This is a genomic window from Chitinophaga sp. MM2321 (assembly GCF_964033635.1).
Lineage (GTDB): Bacteria > Bacteroidota > Bacteroidia > Chitinophagales > Chitinophagaceae > Chitinophaga.
This window is the reverse complement of the sequence record NZ_OZ035533.1, coordinates 2472529-2495730: the sequence shown is the minus strand read 5'-3', so window position 1 is coordinate 2495730 and position 23202 is coordinate 2472529. Positions and strand designations below refer to the sequence as shown.

General features: G+C 45.8%; 20 protein-coding genes. 9 read left to right on the top strand and 11 right to left on the bottom strand.

The window, feature by feature from the left end; genetic code table 11:
• The first annotated feature begins 2 nt into the window (after positions 1 to 2).
• Complete coding sequence (locus ABQ275_RS09755) at positions 3 to 734, top strand: SDR family oxidoreductase (RefSeq protein ID WP_349318103.1); 732 nt, start codon at positions 3 to 5, stop codon at positions 732 to 734.
• Complete coding sequence (locus ABQ275_RS09750) at positions 731 to 1321, top strand: HAD family hydrolase (protein ID WP_349318102.1); 591 nt, start codon at positions 731 to 733, stop codon at positions 1319 to 1321. Before ABQ275_RS09755 ends, ABQ275_RS09750 begins: the two co-directional genes overlap by 4 nt.
• Before the next feature lie 69 nt (positions 1322 to 1390).
• On the opposite strand, the gene ABQ275_RS09745 is transcribed toward ABQ275_RS09750, so the two are convergent.
• On the bottom strand, positions 1391 to 2170 hold the full coding sequence (locus ABQ275_RS09745; protein WP_349318101.1) for an acyl-CoA desaturase: 780 nt from the start codon (positions 2168 to 2170) through the stop codon (positions 1391 to 1393).
• A gap of 111 nt (positions 2171 to 2281) precedes the next feature.
• The gene (locus ABQ275_RS09740; protein WP_349318100.1) at positions 2282 to 3925 is read right to left on the bottom strand and encodes an ABC transporter substrate-binding protein; all 1644 of its coding nucleotides are present in this window, start codon (positions 3923 to 3925) and stop codon (positions 2282 to 2284) included.
• 45 nt (positions 3926 to 3970) lie between these two features.
• Between ABQ275_RS09740 and ABQ275_RS09735 the strand changes: the two genes are divergently transcribed.
• Positions 3971 to 5605: a M1 family metallopeptidase gene (locus ABQ275_RS09735; protein WP_349318099.1), complete on the top strand. Its 1635-nt coding sequence runs from the start codon at positions 3971 to 3973 to the stop codon at positions 5603 to 5605.
• An 80-nt stretch (positions 5606 to 5685) separates the two neighbouring features.
• Here ABQ275_RS09735 and ABQ275_RS09730 read toward each other — a convergent pair whose 3' ends face one another.
• On the bottom strand, positions 5686 to 6345 hold the full coding sequence (locus ABQ275_RS09730) for an NAD(P)-binding domain-containing protein (RefSeq protein WP_349318098.1): 660 nt from the start codon (positions 6343 to 6345) through the stop codon (positions 5686 to 5688).
• A gap of 101 nt (positions 6346 to 6446) precedes the next feature.
• Positions 6447 to 7193: a menaquinone biosynthesis protein gene (locus ABQ275_RS09725; RefSeq protein WP_349318097.1), complete on the bottom strand. Its 747-nt coding sequence runs from the start codon at positions 7191 to 7193 to the stop codon at positions 6447 to 6449.
• Between the two features lie 142 nt (positions 7194 to 7335).
• Here ABQ275_RS09725 and purB point away from each other — a divergent pair, with 142 nt between their 5' ends.
• Entirely contained in the window at positions 7336 to 8679 is a 1344-nt protein-coding gene (purB, locus tag ABQ275_RS09720) for an adenylosuccinate lyase (RefSeq protein WP_349318096.1), read from the top strand.
• A gap of 108 nt (positions 8680 to 8787) precedes the next feature.
• On the opposite strand, the gene ABQ275_RS09715 is transcribed toward purB, so the two are convergent.
• Both ABQ275_RS09715 and ABQ275_RS09710 read right to left on the bottom strand, forming a co-directional pair.
• Complete coding sequence (locus tag ABQ275_RS09715) at positions 8788 to 9114, bottom strand: hypothetical protein (protein WP_349318095.1); 327 nt, start codon at positions 9112 to 9114, stop codon at positions 8788 to 8790.
• 209 nt (positions 9115 to 9323) lie between these two features.
• Positions 9324 to 9674 (bottom strand): YraN family protein, encoded by a 351-nt coding sequence (locus tag ABQ275_RS09710; RefSeq protein ID WP_349318094.1) that lies wholly within the window; start codon positions 9672 to 9674, stop codon positions 9324 to 9326.
• Positions 9675 to 9830: 156 nt separating this feature from the next.
• On the opposite strand from ABQ275_RS09710, the gene manA reads away from it, so the two are divergent.
• Complete coding sequence (gene manA / locus ABQ275_RS09705; RefSeq protein WP_349318093.1) at positions 9831 to 11036, top strand: mannose-6-phosphate isomerase, class I; 1206 nt, start codon at positions 9831 to 9833, stop codon at positions 11034 to 11036.
• Positions 11037 to 11116: 80 nt separating this feature from the next.
• On the opposite strand, the gene ABQ275_RS09700 is transcribed toward manA, so the two are convergent.
• Positions 11117 to 12067 carry an NADP-dependent oxidoreductase gene (locus tag ABQ275_RS09700; RefSeq protein ID WP_349318092.1) on the bottom strand — a complete coding sequence of 317 codons (951 nt, stop codon included), beginning with the start codon at positions 12065 to 12067 and terminating at the stop codon, positions 11117 to 11119.
• Between the two features lie 227 nt (positions 12068 to 12294).
• On the opposite strand from ABQ275_RS09700, the gene ABQ275_RS09695 reads away from it, so the two are divergent.
• Complete coding sequence (locus ABQ275_RS09695) at positions 12295 to 13596, top strand: O-acetylhomoserine aminocarboxypropyltransferase/cysteine synthase (RefSeq protein WP_349318091.1); 1302 nt, start codon at positions 12295 to 12297, stop codon at positions 13594 to 13596.
• Positions 13597 to 13685: 89 nt separating this feature from the next.
• Here the strand turns inward: ABQ275_RS09695 and ABQ275_RS09690 are convergent, their stop codons facing one another.
• Complete coding sequence (locus ABQ275_RS09690; RefSeq protein WP_349318090.1) at positions 13686 to 16112, bottom strand: AsmA-like C-terminal region-containing protein; 2427 nt, start codon at positions 16110 to 16112, stop codon at positions 13686 to 13688.
• A gap of 184 nt (positions 16113 to 16296) precedes the next feature.
• On the bottom strand, positions 16297 to 18090 hold the full coding sequence (lepA, locus tag ABQ275_RS09685) for a translation elongation factor 4 (RefSeq protein WP_349318089.1): 1794 nt from the start codon (positions 18088 to 18090) through the stop codon (positions 16297 to 16299).
• Positions 18091 to 18289: 199 nt separating this feature from the next.
• Here lepA and ABQ275_RS09680 point away from each other — a divergent pair, with 199 nt between their 5' ends.
• From ABQ275_RS09680 to ABQ275_RS09670, 3 genes are read left to right on the top strand one after another with little or no spacing between them, the layout of a single operon-like run.
• A complete protein-coding gene (locus ABQ275_RS09680; RefSeq protein ID WP_349318088.1) occupies positions 18290 to 18553 on the top strand; it encodes an acyl-CoA-binding protein in 264 nt (87 codons plus the stop codon).
• A 31-nt stretch (positions 18554 to 18584) separates the two neighbouring features.
• Positions 18585 to 19823 carry an ornithine--oxo-acid transaminase gene (gene rocD, locus ABQ275_RS09675; RefSeq protein WP_349318087.1) on the top strand — a complete coding sequence of 413 codons (1239 nt, stop codon included), beginning with the start codon at positions 18585 to 18587 and terminating at the stop codon, positions 19821 to 19823.
• Positions 19824 to 19830: 7 nt separating this feature from the next.
• Positions 19831 to 20472 carry a VIT1/CCC1 transporter family protein gene (locus ABQ275_RS09670; protein ID WP_349318086.1) on the top strand — a complete coding sequence of 214 codons (642 nt, stop codon included), beginning with the start codon at positions 19831 to 19833 and terminating at the stop codon, positions 20470 to 20472.
• A gap of 2 nt (positions 20473 to 20474) precedes the next feature.
• Here ABQ275_RS09670 and ABQ275_RS09665 read toward each other — a convergent pair whose 3' ends face one another.
• Together ABQ275_RS09665 and ABQ275_RS09660 are read right to left on the bottom strand one after the other, a co-directional pair.
• Positions 20475 to 20855, bottom strand: coding sequence for a hypothetical protein (locus ABQ275_RS09665; RefSeq protein WP_349318085.1), 381 nt, complete (start codon positions 20853 to 20855; stop codon positions 20475 to 20477).
• 59 nt (positions 20856 to 20914) lie between these two features.
• Entirely contained in the window at positions 20915 to 23095 is a 2181-nt protein-coding gene (locus tag ABQ275_RS09660; RefSeq protein ID WP_349318084.1) for a DPP IV N-terminal domain-containing protein, read from the bottom strand.
• Between the last annotated feature and the right edge of the window lie 107 nt (positions 23096 to 23202).

Genomic DNA, 23202 nt, shown 5'->3' with positions numbered 1-23202 from the left:
CGATGCCAACAGTTTTAATACTAGGCGCTGGTTCTGACATGGCTGTAGCCATCGCCAGAAAATTTGCAGCTGAAAAATATGATATTCAACTTGCCGCCCGCAACGCAGCTGCTTTACAGCCCTTGCAACAGGATTTGCAGGTACGCTATAGTGTAACCGCTACCCTTCATGATTTTGACGCCAATGCCTTCGACACGCATGCTTCATTTTATGCTGGGCTGCCGGTACCTCCCGATACCACCATTTGCGTGTTCGGTTACCTGGGCGACCAGGAAAAGGCGCAAAGCAACTGGCAGGAAGCGGTCCACATCATCAACACGAATTATACCGGTGCCGTCTCTATTTTAAATATTGTAGCAGAAAGCTATGAAGCGAAAAAGCAGGGTACTATTGTGGGTATCAGCTCAGTAGCCGGTGAAAGAGGCCGGCAGAGCAACTACATGTATGGTAGTGCCAAAGCTGGATTCACTGCTTATCTCAGCGGTCTGCGTAACCGTTTATTTCGTAGTGGCGTTCACGTGATGAGCGTGCAACCCGGCTTTGTAAACACCCGCATGACGGCGCACCTCACCCTGCCCCCGTTACTGACCGCCGAACCGGAAGCTGTAGCTGCCGCTGTTTTCAGCGCCGTGCAAAAGAAAAAAAATGTACTGTATGTTAAATGGTTCTGGCGCTACATCATGCTGATCATTAAATTAATACCGGAAGGTGTTTTCAAAAAGCTGAAACTGTGACCATTGCATTTTTTGATTTTGACGGCACCATCACCCGCAAGGATACTTTGTGGGAGATTATCCGTTTTCATAAAGGCCGCGCTGCCATGTACACCGGTATGGCGCGGTTGCTGCCTGCCCTGCTGTTATTCAAAATGAAACAGATCCCCGCACAGGAAATGAAAGAGCGGGTATTGAAATATTATTTTGGGGAGATGACCGAACAGGAATTTATCAGCGGTTGTGAAAAATTCTGCCAACAGCGATTACCGGTACTGATCCGTGAACAAGCGTTAACGGCTATACGAAATCATCAGCAACAGGGTCACCGGGTTGTAGTGGTTACTGCTTCCGCCCAACATTGGGTAGCTCCCTGGTGTAATACCGAAAACATCGGCTGCATCGGTTCCCGGATGGAAGTAAAAGATCAGTACATCACCGGTAACCTCGTGGGAATCAACTGTAATGGTGAAGAAAAAGTGGCCCGCATAAAACAGGAATTTGACCTCACCCAATTCAATGAGATCTTCGCCTACGGAGATAGTAAAGGCGATAAACCCATGTTGGCGCTCGCACAACACGCCGCGTATAAACCGTTCAGGAGTTAACTAAATAAAAAATGTCCCACCATTACGGTGAGACACTTTCTATTATTGTAACAGATTGATTGTACTTAATTAAGCTGCTTTCGCATTCTTCAACTGTCCTGCTGTAACCATCGCGGGCTTCAGTTTAATGATGCCTATGAAGTTCAACAGTTTCATTACCTGGTAGCTGGGATCCAGTTCGTACCACTTCTTAGCGAAGTTAGGACTGTCTTTAAACTTGTGGTGGTTATTCTGGAACAGTTCGCCCATCAGGATGATACCCCATGGAGAAGTGTTTTTAGATTGATCACCATTGTCGAAATTGCTGTAACCATATTTGTGACCACACCAGTTAACGATAGCACCCTGTACAGGTCCCATCAGGAAATGGATAGGTAACAGGAGATACAGGTACCACATACCGGTAGGAACGAAAGCCACATAGAAAGCTACATAAGCTACCATCCAGGCAATACGGGTAATATTGCTATCACCTACCCTGTCCATGGCTTCCCATTCCGGTAAAGGCTCCGCAGTAAATTTAGGATCTACGGTGCTCGTACGGGTTACAAAACCATTGTAAATAGAACGTGTTTGTACCATCATTCCCCAAACATCTTTAAAGAAGTGCGGAGAATGCGGATCATGTTCAGTATCGCTAAACTCATGGTGCATGCGGTGCATAACGCCATAAGCGCGTGGTATCAGATATGATGAACCCTGGAAAAACCAGGTGCTGAAATAAAAGAATCGTTCCCAGAATTTACTGGTAGTATACATCTGATGGGATGCATAGCGGTGTAAATAGAATGTGTGAAAAAAGAGTGAAAAAAACCAGTGCACACCGAAAAATATCAGAATCGCCGTCATTAATTATGCTTTGAAAAGGTGACAAATAATCTCCAAAGGTAAGCTAAATCGTCCGAACCCGAACAATTTTATGGCTTTTCATGTCAAGGAAATGTTAAATAACTACCCCTTTTATTTTTTCTTTACCCGTCTTAACTCCAAGAGGTTCAACCCGTTACCATACAACCCGGTCACATTGGGTTGCACCAGCCGGATCACCTCATCGTAGAACAATGGCACCACCGGCGCGTCTGCCATCACCATCCTATCCATCTCCCGGTATTGCTCATACCGGATGCTATCATTATTCTCTTCCAGCGATTGCTCATATAATTTATCGAATGCCGCATTGCTGTAACGGGTATAGTTGGGAGGCGCCGGATTTTTACCATAAAAAACAGCCAGGTAGTTTTCTGCATCGGGATAATCGGCCAGCCAGCTACCCCGGAAAAACAGCGCCTGCGACTTGGCCGTTTGTTCCAGCAGCAGGCTTTTCTGAATCACTTCTACCTGCACGCGGATACCGACCTCCTGCAGTTGGTTGGCTACATAGTTGGCCAGATCAGCATAAATGGGGATGGACAATAATCTTATCTCCGGTATGCCCTTCCCTTCCGGGTAGCCGGCTTCCCGCAGGAGTTGCCGCGACTTCGCCGGATTGTACGTATAGCCGTTCACTTTAGTAGCGTCAAAAGAAGGCAGCCCCGATGGTACGAATCCTGCTTCCGCAGCCGTACCGATGCCATTGCGCAGGTATGTCATCATTTTCGTACGGTCGAAACCGTAGTTTATCGCCTGCCGGATCTTCCTGAGCCGCACCGGCGATTGTTTCACTGCCGCAATAGTGCTATCAGTAAGGAACCCAAGATATTCCACATTGAGATAAGGGTGCTTGTTGAGGACCATTTTCCCCTCCCACTCCTGCTTCAGTTTCCCCTGTTTGGTTAGCACCTCATCTTTAAAAGACGCGTCAATATCGTTCATGAAGTCCAGCTGCCCCTGCCGGAACAGCAGGAACTCAGATGCTTTGCTGTCCAGGAAGCTGACCTGTACCGCTTCCAGATAAGGCAGCCGCTGACCGGCGCTGTCCTTTTCGAAATAACGGGGATTGCGGTGTAGCACCAACCCCTGGCCTTCATCCCAGAAAAAGAACTGGAAAGGGCCGGTACCACAGGGATGATTGCGGAAGTCCTTTCCATATCGTGCGATTGCCTCCTGAGGAACTACCGAACAATACTGCATACTGAGGATACCCAGGATCGGATGGAAAGGACGAATAAGTGTCAACTCAAAAGTGGAATCGTTGGGAGCCCTGAACCCGGTTTCCGGATTGATCCGGCCGTTAAAGATCCAGGCGCCGGGTGAAGCGGTAGCGGGGTCCATGATCCGCCGCAGGCTGTAAACAACATCCTGCGCGGTCAGCCGCCGTCCTTTCCCACCGGGGAAAATAGCATTATCATGAAAGAAAACATCTGTTCTTAAATCAAATGTATAGGTAAGATGATCGGTTGATACCCGCCACTGCTTTGCAAGAGAGGGTTTTATCACCAGGTCGTTATCCGGCTCTACCAACGTACTGTAAAGCTGTCTTACCGCCCATATTACAGCCTGACTTTTGGCAAATGCCGGGTCCAGACTACTGATGCCTTCTGTTTGATTATAACGGAATACCTGTTGATGCTGGTTCTTCGGACTTCCGCAGGAAAACAACACCATGCTGAGCAGCCCGGTATAGCAGACCCGGAGTATAACCGCCTGACAATAACAACTTTTCATTTGGCAGTAAATTAATATCTTTCCAGCTAAAATATACGAATAAATATGCGCGGCATACCTATGCTTTGTATGGCGCTGCTGGCAACTTTAACAGCCGGAGCGCAACAACACTTCACGCGTGCAGACACGCTCAGAGGTTCCATCACTCCCCAGCGCGCCTGGTGGGATGTAATCTCTTACGACCTGCACGTGGCAGTGAATCCCTCAGATAGTACATTTAGTGGGTTCAATACCATCACCTACAAGGTTTTAAAAACCGATTCCACCATGCAGATAGATCTGCAGGTGCCTATGGTCATCGACAGCGTGGTGCAGGATAAGAAATCACTGGAATTTACCCGTGATGGCAATGCCTGGTTTGTGAAAATGAAAGCACCACAGGTGAAAAACAAGTCGAAAAAAATAACGGTATTCTATAGCGGCAAGCCGAGACGAGCAGTCAATGCCCCCTGGGATGGCGGCGTGGTATGGGCAAAAGATAGCCTGAACCGCCCATGGATAGCCACTGCCTGTCAGGGTTTGGGTGCCAGCATATGGTGGCCCAATAAAGACCACCTGAGTGATGAACCGGAAAACATGACCATCAACGTTACCGTACCTGCTGAACTGACCGATGTATCCAACGGCCGGCTGAAAAACAAAACAGAGAACGGCGATGGAACAACCACCTACACCTGGTACGTGAGTAGTCCGATCAATAACTACAATGTGGCCGTCAACATCGGTCACTATACGGAAATAAAAGATACCTACTCCGGTGAAGGCGGCAAACTGGATCTCGACTACTGGGTACTCGACTATAATAAAGATAAAGCGAAAGAACATTTCCAGGTGGTAAAGCCCATGATGAAATGTTATGAATACTGGTTTGGTAAATATCCTTTTTATAAAGACAGTTATAAGCTGGTGGAAGCGCCTTACCTGGGTATGGAGCATCAGAGTGCCGTGGCCTATGGTAATAAATATATGATGGGCTACAATGGCCAGGACCTTTCCGGCAGCGGATGGGGATTGAAATGGGACTTTCTCATCATCCATGAAAGCGGGCATGAATGGTTTGGTAACAATATTTCCAGCAGGGATGAAGCAGATATGTGGATCCATGAGTCATTTACCAACTATGCCGAAACCCTTTTTACAGAATGCCAGTATGGCGCAAAAGCAGCGAAGGAATACGTGACGGGCATCCGCAAAAAAATACAGAATGATGTGCCGATCATTGCTCCCTATGGCGTAAATGCAGAAGGTAGTGGCGACCGGTATTACAAAGGTGCTAACATGATCCATAATATCCGGCAGATCATGAATAACGATGAGGCTTTCCGGCAAATGCTGCGGGGAATGAATAAAACCTTCTATCATAAAACCGTGACTGCACAGGAAATAGAACGTTATATGAGCATGGCGGCAGGAATGGACCTGAGCAAAGTATTCGATCAGTACCTGCGTCATACTTCTATCCCTACCCTGGAATACCGTATCAACGGACAACAGCTGCAATACCGCTGGGTAACAGATGTGAAGGATTTCAATATGCCGGTGAAAGTAAAATTGAGCGAAACTGGTTTTAAAATGATCTACCCTGGCACCTCCTGGCGTACAGCAAATATCAGCTTACGGGATGTGAAAGATTTTGAGGTAGATAATAACTTCTATATTAATGTGCGCCGGGTACAGTGATGAAACGATTACAACGATGATCCAACTGATGAGCGGAGATAAATGTGGCATTTAAAATCTGCTCATCAGTTGTGTCGTCTTTATTTTTTTAATAGCTTAAACGCATGCGCGCTGCTGTTATTCATAAAGCCGTAGGCAGTCCATAAAATAGAGAGGGGTTCTATACTCCGGCTCATTTCTATATTTCCCATGTCGGCTACATCATGCCAGCCTATCTGGTGTAGCAGGTTTATGACCAGCCTTTTGGCGTCTGCATTATTTCCTGCGATAAACATAGTGGGCGGTCCTTCCTTAAAATCAGGTAGTAGCATGTGCTGATGGCCGATACAGCTCAGCGCCTTTACCACGTTGGCATCGGGAGGAAGCCAGGCCTGAATTTGTTCTCCGGCTGAATTAGTATGACCGATAACCAGCGTAAGCCGGCCATTTTCGTCCGGCCCTTTACCATCCACCGGATTGGTAACGTCTACAATAGTTTTACGTTTGAAATTCCAGATGCCGGCAGCTTCAATTGCTTTTTTAGTACCTATCCAGCTGGTGCAGATCAGTATAACCTCCCCGAATTCAGCTGCCTGCCGGAATGTACCGGCAGCCGCTTGCTTACCTTGCTTCTTTACCCATTGTTGTAAGGATTCTTTAGAAGGATTACGGGTACCAATGGTAATCTGGTGCCCTGTTTGAATAAGCCCCTTTCCAAGAGTTAGTCCAACCGGACCACTGCCAAGGATGCCAATTTTCATGACCGCATTTTATTTTGATGATTTCGATCGACGTGTGAAACATGAAGATACTTAATCATTGCATAATTGCCGCATGAGAATTGGATTGTCTTCCCCCCTGCTTATTTATCCTCCTGCAGATAACCCAGGAACTTTTGCATACCCTGACGTTTCGCAGGTGTGAGCGGGTAACTGATGTTATGGATATAATAAGTGGTCAGGTCGTACAGATCATATGGGTTTTCCGCGACTACAGCGGGAATGTTCTGTGTACCGATACCGGTAGCTTCATTAAATTCCTTTACAAAGGCGGCTGGCAGCGATTTATTGCTGATCCATGCAGCAAAAACAAAAGGCAGACTGGTAAAACGCATCCAGTTTTCTGCGAGATCATATATAAAAGGAGATACTTTACGCTGGGCTAATGCGCGGTCGCCTATAACCAGGCCGGCATCCGTACCTTTTATTTTATCCTGGTAATCGCCGGTAGTAGGCACCAGTTCCACATCCAGTTTCCAGTATTCACGTACCAGCAACTTGAGCAGGGCAACAGAAGTACGGCTTTGATAATCCAGGTAGATCCGTTTAATATCATTCAGCGGTACATCGCTGTATAAACATACGGAGGCCACAGGACCTTCAGCGCCGATACAATAATCTGCGATAATATGATATTCTTTTAATTTGGGGATAATAGCTACCGGCACCAACGCCACATCTACCTCTCCATCTATAAGCTGCTGGGCTATTTTAGCGGGATAATCCATTGATAATTCCATCATCTCCATCACAGGGTGATTCCTGAATCCATACAATAAAGGCTTCGTATTCAAATAACTTACAGCCGCAACTTTTACTTTCCGTTCCAATTTCAGTAATTTTGAAGCTGCAAAAGTAACTAAATCCCGGATAACAAGTTCCAAATAGAAAATCCCCTTCCTTTCGGGCAGGGGTAAAAAAGGACTTGTTTCCATCAAACTTGTTAATTGTAATTACTGGAATTCATACATTATGCAACTACAACCATTAACTGCCATTTCCCCGCTGGACGGGCGCTATCGCAAGCAACTGGAAGAACTGGCCAATTATTTTTCTGAATTTGCGTTGATCCGTTACCGTGTGATGGTAGAGGTGGAATATTTCATCGCGCTGTCCGGGCAGAAGCTGTTTTCATTGCCCAAAGCCAAGGTACCGGCGCTGCGTAAAATATACCAGGAATTCACTATTGAACACGCCCAACTGATCAAAGAGACAGAAAAAATCACCAATCACGACGTAAAAGCCGTAGAATATTTTCTGAAAAATGAAATGAAGAACCTGGGCCTGGAAGATAAACTGGAGTGGGTGCATTTTGGCCTGACCTCACAGGACGTAAACAATACCGCTACGCCCCTGTTCTGGAAAGACGCCGTAGAACATGTGTATATGCCCGCCCTGGCCAACCTGGTGCTGGAACTGAAAAAAATGGGACTGTCATGGATGAAGATCCCGATGCTGGCCCGTACACACGGACAACCCGCCTCTCCTACCATCCTGGGAAAAGAGATCCTGGTTTTTGTAGAAAGACTGGAAGGTCAGATCAACCTGCTGGGCGATATTCCTTTTGCAGCAAAATTTGGTGGCGCTACCGGCAACTTCAATGCGCATTATGTTGCTTTCCCTAAAATCAACTGGGAAAAATTTGGCGAGAAGTTCGTGAATACCACGCTGGGGCTGCAACGTATGAAATATACCACGCAGATTGAACACTACGATAATATCGCCGCACAATTTGACGCCCTGAAAAGGATCAATAATATCCTGCTTGATTTCTGCCGGGATATATGGACTTATATCTCCATGGATTATTTCAAGCAAAAGATCAAGAAGAATGAAGTAGGCTCCTCAGCCATGCCGCATAAAGTGAATCCGATCGATTTCGAAAACGCGGAAGGTAATCTCGGCCTCGCAAATGCCCTGTTTGAGCACCTGAGCGCCAAACTGCCGGTATCCCGCCTGCAGCGCGACCTCACCGATTCAACGGTATTGCGCAACCTCGGTGTTCCATTTGGTCATACCCTGCTCGCCACCAAATCTATTCATAAGGGCTTGGAAAAACTGATCCTGAATGAAGCGAAGTTAAAAGAAGACCTGGAAAAAAACTGGGCAGTAGTAGCGGAAGCGATTCAGACAGTGCTGCGTCGTGAAAACTATCCGCAGCCCTATGAAGCCCTGAAAGAGCTGACCCGTGGCGGCGAACAGATCACACAAAAAAGCATGCACAAATTCATTGATGGCCTGAAAATAAGCGCCGCCCTGAAGAAAGAGCTGAAAGCAATCACCCCACACAACTATACCGGTATCTGGGGATTATAAGCAAATAATAAAATAAGTAAATAGATAAATAAAAAGGCGCCGGTAGTTCCCGGCGCCTTTTACTTGTAATAATTTTTAAACTGACTCCCGAAAGCATCGCGACAGGTACTACTGTCGTATTACGAATTGCTCTTCAGCGGCCCTATCGGCCATGGTTATACGAACAATATATTTACCGGAAGAAAGTCCGGCCAAACATACCAGTTGTCCTGCTGCTATGCTGTTTGGCGCAAAAGGGATGATGCGCAAAGGAATGTATTGACTGTTTAATATAGTTACCTGCAAATTTCCGGTAATCTCTTTCTCTTCTATCTTCACAAAAATATTCGCACTGTATGCCTCCTCCTGCTGCATGCTATAATGCAACGTTGTATTAGTACCGGTGATCAGTCCCGCCGAATGATGAATAAATAATACTAAGCTCCATAAGTTCATAATAATAATTTTATGAATGAACAATACCTTACAGGTTTTGTACGGAGTTTTTCCCGGGAGATGATTAGGCTGAATTAAGCCACAGTGTTGGTGATCAATTACAACTAAGGGTTAACTTTCATGTGCATTGCAAAGATAGAACAAAGGTTTTTATTAAACATAATTTACAGGTGTTTATTTTGTTAAGCGTTAGTTAAGGCTTACAAGCCTCAGAAAACGTCCCGCAGGTGCATCAGTTCATAATCATCTCCGGTAAATGTGATCGCGATAATATCAAACCGGATAGCGGGAGGATGTAAATCGAACCGTTCCAGGTAGGCAGCTGCTACCAGCTGAATATGTTCCTGCTTCTTATAATTGACTGCTGTTTCCGGCCAACCAAAACGCGCACTGCTACGTGTTTTAACTTCAATAAAATATACAACACCTTTTTGTACGGCGATAATATCTAATTCTTTTCTGCCGGCTTTCCAGTTAGTATGTAATATTGTACAATGTTTCCGTACATACGCCTGTGCTATTTCTTCGCCGCGGCGGCCAATAGAGAGATGATCGGACATACCGTCATTATTTGTGGGTTAATCAAACTGCAGGTTATTTATGAATTTATTATTTGCGAATTTAGTTATTTACTAGTTTAGCGGTTTACCAGTATTTTTGCTGACGACTATTAATATCAATTCAGTACTTTTTGTAAATAAACACATTAACTATATATGAAACTATTCAGACTGGAGGGAAAAGTACAAAACTATGCGTGGGGTGGTTATCAATATATTCCCAAACTGCTGGGTATTCCACCATCAGACATCCCAAGTGCAGAATACTGGATGGGCGCGCATGTAAGTGCTCCTTCCACCATTGCTACGGCTAACGGGCCTGTTCCGCTCAATCAACTGATCGGGGAAGATCCCGCAGAGATGGTTGGTCCGCAGGTATGGCGACAGTTTAAAGAACTGCCTTATCTTCTTAAAATACTGGATGTAAAAGATATGTTGTCTATACAGGTACATCCTACTAAAGAAGAAGCGGAGAAAGGATTTGCCAGGGAAAATGAAGCAGGCATTCCCTTAGGCGCCCCAAACCGTAATTATAAAGACGACAATCATAAACCGGAGATCATGGTCGCGCTAAGCGAATTCTGGCTCCTGCATGGTTTTCTCCCGGAAGAAAAATTAAAAGAGGTCTTAATATCTATCCCCGAGTTTACATCCCTGGTCAGCATCTTCAATTCAGAAGGCTACTACGGCTTATACAAAAGCGTGATGGAAATGCCCCAGGGATTAGTAAATATAATTCTGCGACCGCTTACAGACCGTATGATACGGGCGTATAAAGGCAATAACCTGCTGAAATCCGAACCGGGTTTCTGGGCTGCCCGTGCGGTACTGAACGATCCTTCCAGTAACGATAAACTGGACAGAGGCATCTTCTCTATCTACTTCTTTAATATCATGCACGTGCATCCCGGACAGGCCGTGTTCCAGGACGCCGGTATTCCGCATGCCTATCTCGAAGGACAGAATGTAGAGCTGATGGCCAATTCAGACAATGTGTTGCGTGGCGGGCTTACGCCCAAACATGTAGACGTTCCTGAGCTGCTAAAACATACCCGCTTTGAAGCCGTGCATCCGCACGTCCTTGCCGGCGACAGTATTGCCAACGGTATGGAAAAAATATATCCAACACCGGCGCCGGATTTCGTGGTAAGTAAAATTACCCTGCAACCAGGACAGGTATATGAATATACCGCCAAAGCTGCCGAAATAATGATCGTCATGAACGGTTCCGCTACCATTAAAGGTTCTGATACCATCGCCCTGCATAAAGGGCAATCGGTGCTGGCTGCATACGGAGAAACGTATCAGTTAACTACAGATCATAGTGTGGAGATTTTTAAAGCCACCGTACCAAATATTTAGAGATTTACGGATTTTTTGATTTTGAGATTTCGCGACTTAAACAAATCGCAAAATCTCAAAATCAAAAAATCCGTAAATCTCTAAATTATTATCACCGTTTTCCCCTTCCCTTTCCCCTGCCTGCTAAGTGCAATAGCGGCGGGTACTTCTTCCAGTGATATTTTATTTTCAACAGGGATGGTAATTGTTCCGTTGTCGATGACCTGCGAAATTTTATCCAGGGATGCAGCAGAGCCTTTGGTTTCAAAGTTGCCTCCCCTGATATTGAGGGCTTTCAATGCGTTGTCGTCCGCCACAAAAAGCGTGGTGAGTGCGGCGCCGCCGGCTTTCAGCAAATTAAGGTTGGCACTGAACCCGGCGGCATCGCTCACCAGGTCAATCAGCCCGTCGATACCTTCCGGGAATTGTTCTCTCATTTGTTGTATCAATGGCGCCTGTTTATAATTGATCGTTACGGCGGCGCCCAGTTGCTGCATTCGTTTGGCTCCTTCCTCATCACTGACGGTGGCGATTACCTGTAAGCCTCTGGCGTCAGCGAGTTGCGTAGCAAAGGAACCTACGCCACCGGTGGAACCGTTGATCAGCAATATATTTCCTTTTTGCAGATCCAGTTTATCCAGTAGTTGCTGCGCCGTCATGCCCGCTGTAGGCACTGCCGCCGCTTCCACCGCACTGATACTTACCGGTGCATGCGTAATGCCGGCCTTTTCCGGTACAATGGCGTATTCTGCAAAAGCGCCTTCCCCTACCGGTGCATGAATAAATTGACCGTAGATCTTGTCCCCTTTTTTAAAACGGGTTACGCCTTCTCCTACTTCTTCCACGATACCGGCGCCATCTACACCCATGATGAGTGGGAACTGGTGTGGCATTTTACCATCATTCATAATGCCGTCAATCATTTTCCAGTCGAATGGATTGATGCCGGCAGCTGTTACCTTCACCAATACCATCCCTGCTCTGGGAGAAGGTTTGGGAAGATCCATCACAACAGGAATGTCTTTAAATTTAGATACGGCAACTGCTTTCATGCTATAATAATTTTAGATGAATATTTTATCTGTCTATTACTCCGTAACTTGCCACCACAATTCACGTGCCTGTACTAAAATACTGCATACACGTTGATGTATTTATTATTAATTTGGGTAACTGAAGATTGTAGCAACATAATTGTTAAATAATTTTATTATCTCATTTAGTCTACTATATTTGTAGACTTTCATTAATTTATATTTCCACATTTAAATTTCGCCTTATGTCTAAAAAGCCTTTACATTATGACACCCTGCAGGTACACGCCGGCTACCAACCAGAAGCAACTACCAAGGCAGCAGCAGTGCCCATTTATCAGACTACTTCCTTTACATTCGACAGTGCGGAACATGCTGCAGATCTTTTTGAGCTGAAACAGTTCGGGAACATCTATACCCGGATTATGAATCCTACCACAGATGTATTTGAAAAGAGAGTAGCTGCACTGGAAGGTGGTGTAGCGGCGCTGGCAGTAGCTTCCGGCCAGGCGGCACAATTCATTGCATTGCATAATATTTTGTTACCCGGAGATAATTTTGTGACCTCCTCTTATCTCTATGGAGGCACTTATAACCAATTTAAAGTAAGCTTTAAAAGGATTGGCGTAGAAGCACGTTTTGCTGACCTGGACAACCCGGAAAGCTTTGAACCTTTGATAGACGAAAATACCAAAGCAATTTACGCAGAATCGATCGGAAACCCAGGCTTCTCCATTCCTGATTTTGAAAAACTCGCTGCCATTGCGCGCAAACACGATATTCCTTTTATAGTAGATAATACTTTTGGTGCTGCCGGTTATTTATGCCGTCCACTGGAACATGGCGCCAACGTGGTAGTGCAGGCCGCTACCAAATGGATTGGTGGTCATGGCAACAGCATTGGCGGTGTGATCGTTGATGGCGGTAACTATAACTGGGGCAACGGTAAGTTCAAACAATTCAGCGAAGCGGATGAAGCTTACCATGGCATGAAATTCTGGGACGTATTCGGCGCCGACAGCCCATTTGGCAACATCGCCTTTATCATCCGCGCACGTGTTGCCGGCTTACGTACCTGGGGACCTGCGCTGGCACCACAGAATTCATTCTACTTCATCCAGGGACTGGAAACCCTCTCCCTCCGTGTACAGCGCACAGTAGACAATGCCATGAGCCTGGCACTATGGCTGCAAAAACAACCACAGGTTATCTCTGTAAATTATCCTGGTCTGCCGGAAAACAAATACCATGCGTTGGGTAAAAAATACCTGCAAAACGGATTTGGTGGTGTACTGAGCTTTAAAATAAAAGGCGGTACCGAAGCAGCAGATAAATTCGTACAGTCGTTACAGTTAATCTACCACCTGGCAAATGTGGGTGATGCTAAAACGCTGATCATTCATCCGGCTACTACCACGCACTCCCAGTTAAGCCTGGAAGAGCAAAAAGCAGCCGGTGTAGAACCAGGACTGTTGCGCATTTCATTGGGAATAGAACATATTGATGATATCACGGGAGATCTGGAGCAGGCGTTTGCTGCTTTGTAAGAACCCTCACAAATCATTTACGGATTTTTTGATTTTGATATTTCTGGATTTAAATCCAGAAATATCAAAATCAAAAAATCCGTAAATATTTATTCTCCTTCTCCTTTCCCTAGCTTGATCTTCACTTTTCCATCGCTGCCAGACACGGCATGCAGGTGTACAACAATTCCTTTTTTGCTGCGGCGGCGTTTCTCCGCTTTATCTGTGACAGCTGAATCTTTTGCAGGATTACGCAAAGGAATGGTCATGTTGATATTTGTACCACCCGTCAATCCGTATACGCCATTGAGGTCAATATTAACGGCACTTGAAGCAATGCGCATCGGTGGGATACTGATCTTGTTTCCCTGGATATTTAACGTGTTACTGAGGTTTTCAAAGGTGATACTATCCAGTCTGCGCCGGCGGAATACAAAGTTCCCGATATCTTCCAATGGCCCGAAGTTGATCAGGGCGCCATCTTTCAGGTTGAAGCTCACATTACCAAATAAGGAATGTTTTGCCAATGTGCCATTGTCCAGCACATTGCCTTTGATATCGGCTTTAGCAGAAACAATACCGCGCAGGTTATCAGATTTGAGGGAAGCAAGACCGAAGTTATCAAAGGCATAAAACAACTGCGCAATCCGGACGTTGCTGATCGTAGCATTCATTTTAAAGGTATTGTTATTCCCCTGCGGATGCACACTGCCTGTTACCTGTGCGCTGCCGCCTGCATGTTGCAGCGAGAGCTTATTCAGCAACAGATCCGTTTGTGTGAGCGCGATGGATGCTTTCACTTGCTGCGCACTGAAATGCTGGAAGATCACTTTATCCAGCTGCACCTGCATATTTACATTGCTGGCATCCAGCACCACCTCCAGTTGCCGGGAAACACGGCTGATATTAGATTTCTTTTTGCTGGCGGTATGCTTTCCTTTTTTACGCGGGGCCAGGAAACTTTTAAACTCATTCAGGTCTACCAACGGACTCCTGATATTCCATTCCAGCTCTATCTTCTCCGGTGCTGTAAAATATAAATTGAGCATATTTTTCACCTTACCATCCATCTGCAAAGCACTTTTCACCGATTGAATCCGGACGTTTTCAAGGTACAGATCCTGTCCGGTGAAACGCAGCGTAGCACTGCAATCATGGAAGGATAAATTACGCGGCATATAGGTAAGATCTCCTTTCTGTACCTGCACAATACCATCCATGGAAGAAGGGGTGTTGTCATTTTTCAGGATAGGGCCCGTATAATAGAGATCGGCAGTAGCCGTACCTGCTTTGAACTGGATCGGTGCTTCTTCCGCAGGATTGTTCAGGTTGACCAGCGGAAATTCAGACTGGAAATGTCCACGAAGCAAAGGCTGTTTCAGGTTCATTACCCGGATGGTATCTGCTTTCAGCGGCACCCCGCCCAGTTCTGCACGAAGCTGAAAAATATTCACCGCGGAGTTCTCATCTGTATGTCCTTCTCCCGGACTGACTTCATTATTATATCTCCCGGTGAAACTACAGTTGGTCCATTCGCCCATGGTGGTTACCAGCACATTGTTGGTCGTTTTCCAGGTGACCACTACATGCGGTGTATCCCTGAATTGCATATGCCCTTGCAGACTGGCTTCAGCATCCAGCGGTGTTTTGAGATTGATGTTACTTAATTTGGTAGCGATATTGGGTAAGAGCCAGGTGGCTGCATCCTGCAACAGTACCTGGTTTGCGTTGATCTTTAAAAAGAATGGCGGCGGTTTCTCCGAAAAAGTAAACTGGCCTCCTATCTGCACGGGATGTTTATCAATCTTAATTTCCTGCTGCGGGATGATGAGTTGTTTTGTTTTTTTATTATAGAACAAAGACAGGTTCAATCCCAACATTTTATTTTTCAGGTAACTGCCTTTCGCTATATTAAAAGCAAAATCCTTCGCCAGGATTTCTGAGCGCACTATCAGGTGCATACCGGTGTCTGTTGCATTCAGCCTGCCTTCCAGGTATTGTACATCAAGGTTAAAGCGTTTCTGTTTCTGTTCGTTCTCGATCTGAAAGGTGATATGCTCCATCGAGATCTGTTTGATATTTACACTCCTGGTACTCTTCTTCGCAGTAGTGTCGGCCTGCCGCTGGAATACATAGGTATTGGAATAACCGCTGGTATCGGTGTACATGTAAACAGTACCGTTTTGCAGCGTCACTTCCCGCACATCTACGTGTTTGCGTAACAGTGATAACGTGTTCACCCGTACGAAAATATAGTCTACATCCAGTAAAGTGTGATGATGCTGTTGCCACAGGCTATCCTGTAGTACTACTTTTTTCAAAGCAATAGATACATTGGGAAAACTACGGAACAGGGAGGGCTCCATATCCTGTATGGTCAACTTACCATTGATATGGTCATTCAGCTGTGAGGTGATCTGTTTAAGGAAGTTAGCTTTATTGGCATGCATATACCAGGTAAGGCCAAGAAACAATAAGATGATCAACCCGATAATGCTACCGCCGGTAATGAGTGTAACCTTGAGCCATTTCCGCATGTAGTAAACGTTTAATGTTATAACAATGAAACAGTTAAACAGTTCATAATATACAAATAAAAAGCGGAAACCGTTTGATCTGATACCAAACGGTTTCCGCTTTTATGTTCCAGGTCAAATGAATAATACGATTCAGTTAACCAATTATCTATCTTATTAATCTATAAATCCGATAATCCTGGTCTTAGTCGTCCAGTCTTAATACTGCCAGGAATGCTTCCTGTGGTACTTCTACGTTACCTATCTGACGCATACGTTTTTTACCTTCTTTCTGTTTTTCCAGCAGTTTACGTTTACGGGAGATATCACCACCATAACATTTTGCGGTAACATCTTTACGCATGGCGCTGATGTTTTCGCGTGCTACAATCTTGGCGCCGATAGCAGCCTGGATAGCGATGAGGAATTGCTGACGGGGCAACAGTTCTTTCAGTTTTTCACAGAGCTTGCGGCCAAATTCCTGGGCTCTGCCACGGTGTATCAGGGCGCTCAGTGCATCCACTTTTTCTGCGTTGAGCAGGATATCCATTTTCACGATATCACTATCACGGAAACCGATCGGCGTATAATCGAAGGAAGCGTAGCCACGTGTCTGGCTCTTCAGTTTATCATAAAAATCGAATACGATTTCTGTCAGCGGTATTTCAAACATCAGCTCTACACGGGTAGTGGTAAGATAGCTCTGATTGAGCAGTATCCCACGTTTGCCGAGGCAGAGGGTCATGATATTACCGATATATTCAGGTTTGGAAATGATCTGTGCACGGATAAACGGCTCTTCGATCCTTTCCAGCCTGGTAGGATCGGGCATTTCGGTGGGGTTATTTACGATAATCACACCTTCATTGGTCGTATGTGCAATAAAGCTCACGTTCGGAACGGTGGTGATCACCGTTTGATTAAACTCTCTTTCAAGACGTTCCTGGATGATCTCCATGTGAAGCATACCCAGGAATCCGCAACGGAAGCCGAAACCAAGCGCCTGCGAAGTTTCCAGCTCATAGGTCAGGGAAGCGTCGTTTAGTTGCAGTTTATCCATACACTCACGCAACTCTTCAAAGTCCTCTGTTACTACCGGGAAAATACCGGCAAATACCATTGGCTTTACTTCCTGGAAACCGTTGATCCCTTCTTTACAAGGGTTGTTGGCCAGTGTGATGGTATCTCCTACTTTTACTTCTTTCGCACTTTTAATCCCGGTAATAATATATCCCACATCGCCGGTAAAGACTTCTTTCTTTGGCTCCAGTCCCAGTTTCAGGATACCTACCTCATCGGCTTCGTATTCATCACCGGTGTTAAAGAACCTGATTTTATCTCCCTTTTTAATAGTACCGTTAAAGATGCGGAAGTACGCGATAATACCACGGAAAGAGTTAAATACGCTATCAAATATCAATGCCTGTAATGGTGCATCGTTGCTGCCTTTGGGGGCCGGGATCCTGTTTACAATTGCTTCCAGGATCTCTTCAATACCGATACCTGATTTGCCGGAAGCCAGGAGAATATCTTCCTCTTTCACACCAATCAGTTCCATGATCTGATCTTTCACTTCTTCAATCATGGCGCCCTGCATATCAATTTTATTGATAACAGGAATGATTTCGAGGTCATTTTCCAGTGCCAGGTACAGGTTGGAAATGGTTTGTGCCTGGATGCCCTGGGCTGCATCTACCAGCAGCAGTGCGCCTTCGCAGGCTGCCAGTGCGCGGGATACTTCGTAAGAGAAGTCCACGTGTCCGGGTGTATCGATCAGGTTAAAAGTAATTTTTTCGCCATTTTTGGCGATATAATCCATCTGAATAGCATGACTCTTGATGGTAATGCCTTTCTCTCTTTCCAGGTCCATATTATCCAGTACCTGGGCCTGCATATCGCGGTCAGAGATAGTATGGGTAAATTCCAATAAACGATCCGCCAGGGTGCTTTTTCCGTGGTCAATATGGGCAATGATACAAAAATTGCGAATATTCTTCATATGTTGTTTTACTGGTCCATTGGCTTTTCTTACTATTCATGAAGCCTTTTCCAGCCCGCAAAGGTATTAAAATTAGTTTATTAGTTGGCAGCCGACCACGATTATGTTTTTGATAAACACCCTATCTGCGGATTGTCAATTTTTGATATATTAGATATAAATCCTCAACTTTAAGCAACAGACACCTTAAACTTATATTATGGAACTTGCAAGTCAATTCGAAAACGCTGTGGCAGCGAGCAAAACGCTGGCAGAAAAGCCATCAAATGATATTTTACTACAGCTGTATGCCCTGTATAAACAAGGCACTACCGGCGATGTAGACACGGATCCCCCCTCCAACCCTTTTGATTTTGTAGCCAAAGCCAAACATGAAGCCTGGGCAGCCATAAAAGGGAAAACCAAAGAAGCAGCGATGCAGGAATACATAGACCTGGTAGGAAAACTTAAAGGACAGCCATAAAGATTAATGTGTTATTGCTTACTTTTGATACATGATACCAGCATATACATATAGCGAAAGGACACAGCATTTCCTGGCTCTGGAAGAACAGTACGGCGCCCACAACTATCATCCGTTACCCGTAGTGCTGGAACGCGGGGAAGGCGTTTTCCTGTGGGATGTGGATGGAAAACGTTACTACGATTTCCTCTCGGGTTATTCTGCTATCAACCAGGGGCATTGCCATCCCAGGATCATTGCATCATTGATAGAACAGGCGCAGAAATTGACATTAACCTCCCGCGCTTTCCATAGTGATCTGCTGGGAGAATATGTACAGTATGTGACCCGCTACTTCGGTTATGATAAGGTATTGCCCATGAATACAGGTGTGGAAGCGGTGGAAACAGCACTGAAGCTTTGCCGCCACTGGGCATATATGGTAAAAGGTGTTCCGGAAAACAAGGCCAAGATCATCGTTTGTGCCAATAATTTCCATGGACGCACGCTGAACGTCATCTCATTTAGTACGGATCCTGCTGCCCGTGATAATTTTGGCCCGTTCATGCCCGGTTATGAAGTGATTCCTTTTAATAACCTGGCTGCACTGGAACAGGCATTACAGGATAAAAATGTGGCCGGTTTCCTCGTAGAGCCGATCCAGGGAGAAGCCGGTGTAATGGTACCTGATGAAGGTTACCTGGCCAAAGCCCGCCAGTATTGCCAGGACGCTAATGTACTTTTTATAGCAGATGAAATACAAACGGGGCTGGCACGTACCGGCAAAATGCTGGCATGTGACCATGAAAATGTGCGCCCTGATATACTCATTCTCGGCAAAGCCTTATCCGGTGGTACATTGCCGGTAAGCGCCGTATTAGCCGATGATGAAATTATGCTGACGATTAAACCAGGTGAACATGGTTCTACATACGGCGGTAATCCACTCGCCTGTAAAGTAGCCATCACTGCATTACAAGTACTGAAGGATGAAAAGATGACGGAAAATGCGGCTGCCATGGGACAATTACTGCGTAGTGGACTAGCGGAACTGCAATCTCCCTATATTACTACCATACGGGGTAAAGGATTGCTCAATGCCATTGTGATCCGGCATAAGGACCCTGAAGCCGCCTGGGATCTGTGTCTGACTTTAAAAGATAACGGCCTGCTCGCCAAGCCAACACATGGTGACAAAATCCGTTTTGCGCCTCCGCTGACCATTACTGCCGCCCAGGTGGCAGATTGTGTGCAGATTATCGGGAGAAGCATGGAAAAGGCCTTTAGCTAATTGTGGTATGACAACATCATATAAAGCCATCCGCAGTTCAGGATGGAACACGGACTTCTTAATCGGCTTCCCTGACGGGTTATTCCTGTTATTCTTTGCCACTCAGGTAATGGAAGGATTTCCCATGGAAGTACAGACCTTTTATACTATACATATCTGCATCTGGCTGATCGGTGGCTTGCTGGTGATGTACAGCGCCTACCAGGCCAACAAGGGAGACGCGCAGCACGACAGTGCCATCTTATCCGATAACGAGCGGTCCAAGTTACAACAGCTCGATATCAATGAGGGTATGATTGAGCAAATAGCAGATGAGATGATAAAAGATGCAGCAGTATGGGAAAATACACTGGAACAGGAACAAGTAAAGGAAACTACGTTTATCCGTTCCCGTGCCATCAGAAGTGCAGTGCTTACCTGCCTGTTTTTTTTATTGGGAGGGTCTTTATCATTAGGTCCTTATCTCTCGAATGAAAATTTCACCGCTGCTTCACAAACCAGTATGATGCTGGTTTTCCTGGGGTTAACCATCTTCAGTTTCATTAAAGCAAAAATAACCAGCCAACGTCCGTTACCACTTATTTTGCGTTACTGGCTCATGGGAGCCGGCATACTCGGTGGCGCCTGGATTCTGCACAAAGTATTCTGATTTCAGGAGCGTACAGGCGTAAAGAGCACGCATACAAATGCTACTCCGGCAGCGGCCAGCGATACATAAAGAGCGATACCTGTTTCCGGGCATTCTCCGATTTCGCAGCGTGAAAACAATAACATATTACGGAAGGTCCAGGCCAGCAGGAAACCACATACAAAAAGATTCATCCTGGCCACCCATTTGTTTTTGATGATAAAGATGACGATGCTCATCACCGACAACGCAATATTCAGCTTGCCGGGTTCCCCATAGTTAGAGCCGGTTGTGTTCATACCTGTAAAAAGAAGATGCCTGCTTTCTACCGTTGACCATGGAAGGAATGCGCATACAATAACTACCAGCGCAGCTATTATACCAATAATACCGGTTTTGTACATGAGTTTCAATTTAGCGGGGCGAAGATAAACAATTACAAATTACGAATACATGATTCCCCTCATCTTCCTCCTGGTTCGCAGTGTGTACGCAGGTAATTTGTATATAATGTAGACAGATGTTCAAAGGTCCCCTCCCCTTCAGAGATGTTGTGGGTGCGGTTGGGATACGCCATAAACTGGATCTGCTTATTATATTTTATCAGTTCATTCAACAGCATTTCCGCATTCTGATAGTGTACATTATCATCACCGGTGCCATGAATGTACAGGAGATTTCCTTTCAGATTGCGCGCATAGGTAATGGGAGATCCTTTTACAAAATCTTCCCGGTTCTCCTGTGGCAGTCCCATATAACGTTCCTGGTAAATGTTGTCATAAGTAAGCTGGTTGCCCACTGCGGCGATAGCAATCCCCGTTTTATAAATATCAGGATATTGAAAGAGTAAGTTGAGTGTCATAGAACCACCGCCACTCCAGCCCCATACTGCGGTGCGGGAAGAATCAATAAAAGAATACTTACGCATGAGCGCCAGCGCGCCCATGGCCTGATCGCGGGTGTTGATCACGCCCACTTTACGGTACACGCATTTACGCCAGTAGCGGCCTTTCGGTAAAGGGGTGCCACGGTTATCCATCGATATGTAGATGTAGCCGTCTGCGGCCATGTCGCCATCATACAGGTAGTTACGTCCTGCCCCTATTGCATCCAGGGTGGTAGCGCCGGCAGGTTCGCCGTACACATAAAATACAACGGGATATTTTTTAGCGGGGTTGAAGTTGGCCGGTTTACTCATCCAGCCGTCCATTGTAACGCCGTCTACAGTGGTTACCTGGAAGTATTCCACCTTATTGGGCTTAGCAGCGGCCTCTTTCAATGCCTGCGCCACGGTATTGCTGCTGCTTGTATGTGCGGGGAGCTGTATATTTTCTACAACCGGGTAAGTATAGGCGTTACTGAATTCATGTATGGCCCAGGAACCACTGGGAGATATCCCGTAGCTGTGCGTACCCGGTTCATTGGCCGGCGTGATGCGCACGGCCTTTCCGCCGGATAGCGGTACCTGGTAAAGGTATTGCTGGGTGGCGTTTTCGGGCGATGCCAGGAAATAGATCACATGATTAGCCTCATCAACTTTAGCGATGTTAATCACATCATAGTTGCCGGGCGTGAGTAAGGTAGCCTTGCCTTTGTCCAGCGGAATATTATAAAGATGACGCCAGCCATCCTGCTCACTTACCCATATAAATGCCTTGCCATTACCGGTAAAATCCCAACCTTCGATGTTATTATCGTCCCAGCGTGATTTCACATCAATCCAGGCGGTGTCTTTCTCTTCGTACAACGTATGTGCTTTACCGTTAGTTGCCTGGCAGACCATTATTTTGCTCTCGTTCTGTTTGCGGTTTAACTGCTGGATAATGAGTTCTTTTTTACCTGGCACCCATTCCATACGTGGAATGTAGTGTTGTTGCTGATCACCTGGAACCTGCATCCAGGTGGTTTTTGCGGTATGTATATCTACTACGCCTATACGACATGCAGAAGGATTTTCGCCCGCGACCGGGTATTCCACCGGTGTTGTAAATGAATAGATTGAATCTGTATTATTGATCATCAGGAAATCCCGGATACCGGTAGCATCGATCTGCCAGTAAGCAATGTTATTGCCATCGGGGCTCCAGCGGAATCCATCCCGGCAACCAAATTCTTCCTCGTACACCCAGTCAAAAGTACCGTTGATCAAACGACGGCTACCATCCCTGGTCATTGCCTGGATAGTACCGGTGTTCAGGTCTTCTACATAAATATTATGTCCGCTTACATAAGCTACTTTATTCCCGTCCGGCGACAATTTGGCGAACATCAGCGAAGCAGCCGGTTTATCTTTACCCAGCTGCTGTAATTTGCCTGTGGTGAGGTCCAATACCCAATAGTCGCCACGCGTTTCATAGCGCCATACTTTTTTGGCATTTGTATAAATCAGTAATTTTTTTTCGTCGGCAGAAAAATAAAAGTCTTTTATAGGAAGCGGTTTCGTGGTCCCTGCAGGGGTATATTGCGCGGCTGGCACTTTTATAGTAGTGGCAGCGCCTGATAAAGGTGCTGTCATAATACCCTCGGTGCTGCTCTTTAAAACGGACTGCCCGTCGCGGCTCCACCTGATGCCCGTTCCGGGTTGAGCAAACAGGGCGGTACTGCTAATAACGATAATAACAAATAGTACGGTAAGGCTCCTCATTGATTCAATATGAATCACAATGGTAACCAAAATTAAAAATATATAAAACGAACAATACGGGAATGGCGTAGTGACAGTGTTGAATGGCTAACTTTGGAAGATATAAC

What these genes read in the sequence shown, in the direction of transcription:
- ABQ275_RS09680 (WP_349318088.1), top strand. Translation starts at nt 18,290, where the DNA reads ATGGAACTTGCAAGTCAATTCGAAAACGCTGTGGCAGCGAGCAAAACG.
- ABQ275_RS09665 (WP_349318085.1), bottom strand. Translation starts at nt 20,855, where the DNA reads ATGTACAAAACCGGTATTATTGGTATAATAGCTGCGCTGGTAGTTATT.
- lepA (WP_349318089.1), bottom strand. Translation starts at nt 18,090, where the DNA reads ATGAAGAATATTCGCAATTTTTGTATCATTGCCCATATTGACCACGGA.
- ABQ275_RS09755 (WP_349318103.1), top strand. Translation starts at nt 3, where the DNA reads ATGCCAACAGTTTTAATACTAGGCGCTGGTTCTGACATGGCTGTAGCC.
- ABQ275_RS09690 (WP_349318090.1), bottom strand. Translation starts at nt 16,112, where the DNA reads ATGCGGAAATGGCTCAAGGTTACACTCATTACCGGCGGTAGCATTATC.
- purB (WP_349318096.1), top strand. Translation starts at nt 7,336, where the DNA reads ATGCAACTACAACCATTAACTGCCATTTCCCCGCTGGACGGGCGCTAT.
- ABQ275_RS09710 (WP_349318094.1), bottom strand. Translation starts at nt 9,674, where the DNA reads ATGTCCGATCATCTCTCTATTGGCCGCCGCGGCGAAGAAATAGCACAG.
- ABQ275_RS09700 (WP_349318092.1), bottom strand. Translation starts at nt 12,067, where the DNA reads ATGAAAGCAGTTGCCGTATCTAAATTTAAAGACATTCCTGTTGTGATG.
- ABQ275_RS09670 (WP_349318086.1), top strand. Translation starts at nt 19,831, where the DNA reads ATGACAACATCATATAAAGCCATCCGCAGTTCAGGATGGAACACGGAC.
- rocD (WP_349318087.1), top strand. Translation starts at nt 18,585, where the DNA reads ATGATACCAGCATATACATATAGCGAAAGGACACAGCATTTCCTGGCT.
- manA (WP_349318093.1), top strand. Translation starts at nt 9,831, where the DNA reads ATGAAACTATTCAGACTGGAGGGAAAAGTACAAAACTATGCGTGGGGT.
- ABQ275_RS09715 (WP_349318095.1), bottom strand. Translation starts at nt 9,114, where the DNA reads ATGAACTTATGGAGCTTAGTATTATTTATTCATCATTCGGCGGGACTG.
- ABQ275_RS09695 (WP_349318091.1), top strand. Translation starts at nt 12,295, where the DNA reads ATGTCTAAAAAGCCTTTACATTATGACACCCTGCAGGTACACGCCGGC.
- ABQ275_RS09735 (WP_349318099.1), top strand. Translation starts at nt 3,971, where the DNA reads ATGCGCGGCATACCTATGCTTTGTATGGCGCTGCTGGCAACTTTAACA.
- ABQ275_RS09660 (WP_349318084.1), bottom strand. Translation starts at nt 23,095, where the DNA reads ATGAGGAGCCTTACCGTACTATTTGTTATTATCGTTATTAGCAGTACC.
- ABQ275_RS09745 (WP_349318101.1), bottom strand. Translation starts at nt 2,170, where the DNA reads ATGACGGCGATTCTGATATTTTTCGGTGTGCACTGGTTTTTTTCACTC.
- ABQ275_RS09740 (WP_349318100.1), bottom strand. Translation starts at nt 3,925, where the DNA reads ATGAAAAGTTGTTATTGTCAGGCGGTTATACTCCGGGTCTGCTATACC.
- ABQ275_RS09730 (WP_349318098.1), bottom strand. Translation starts at nt 6,345, where the DNA reads ATGAAAATTGGCATCCTTGGCAGTGGTCCGGTTGGACTAACTCTTGGA.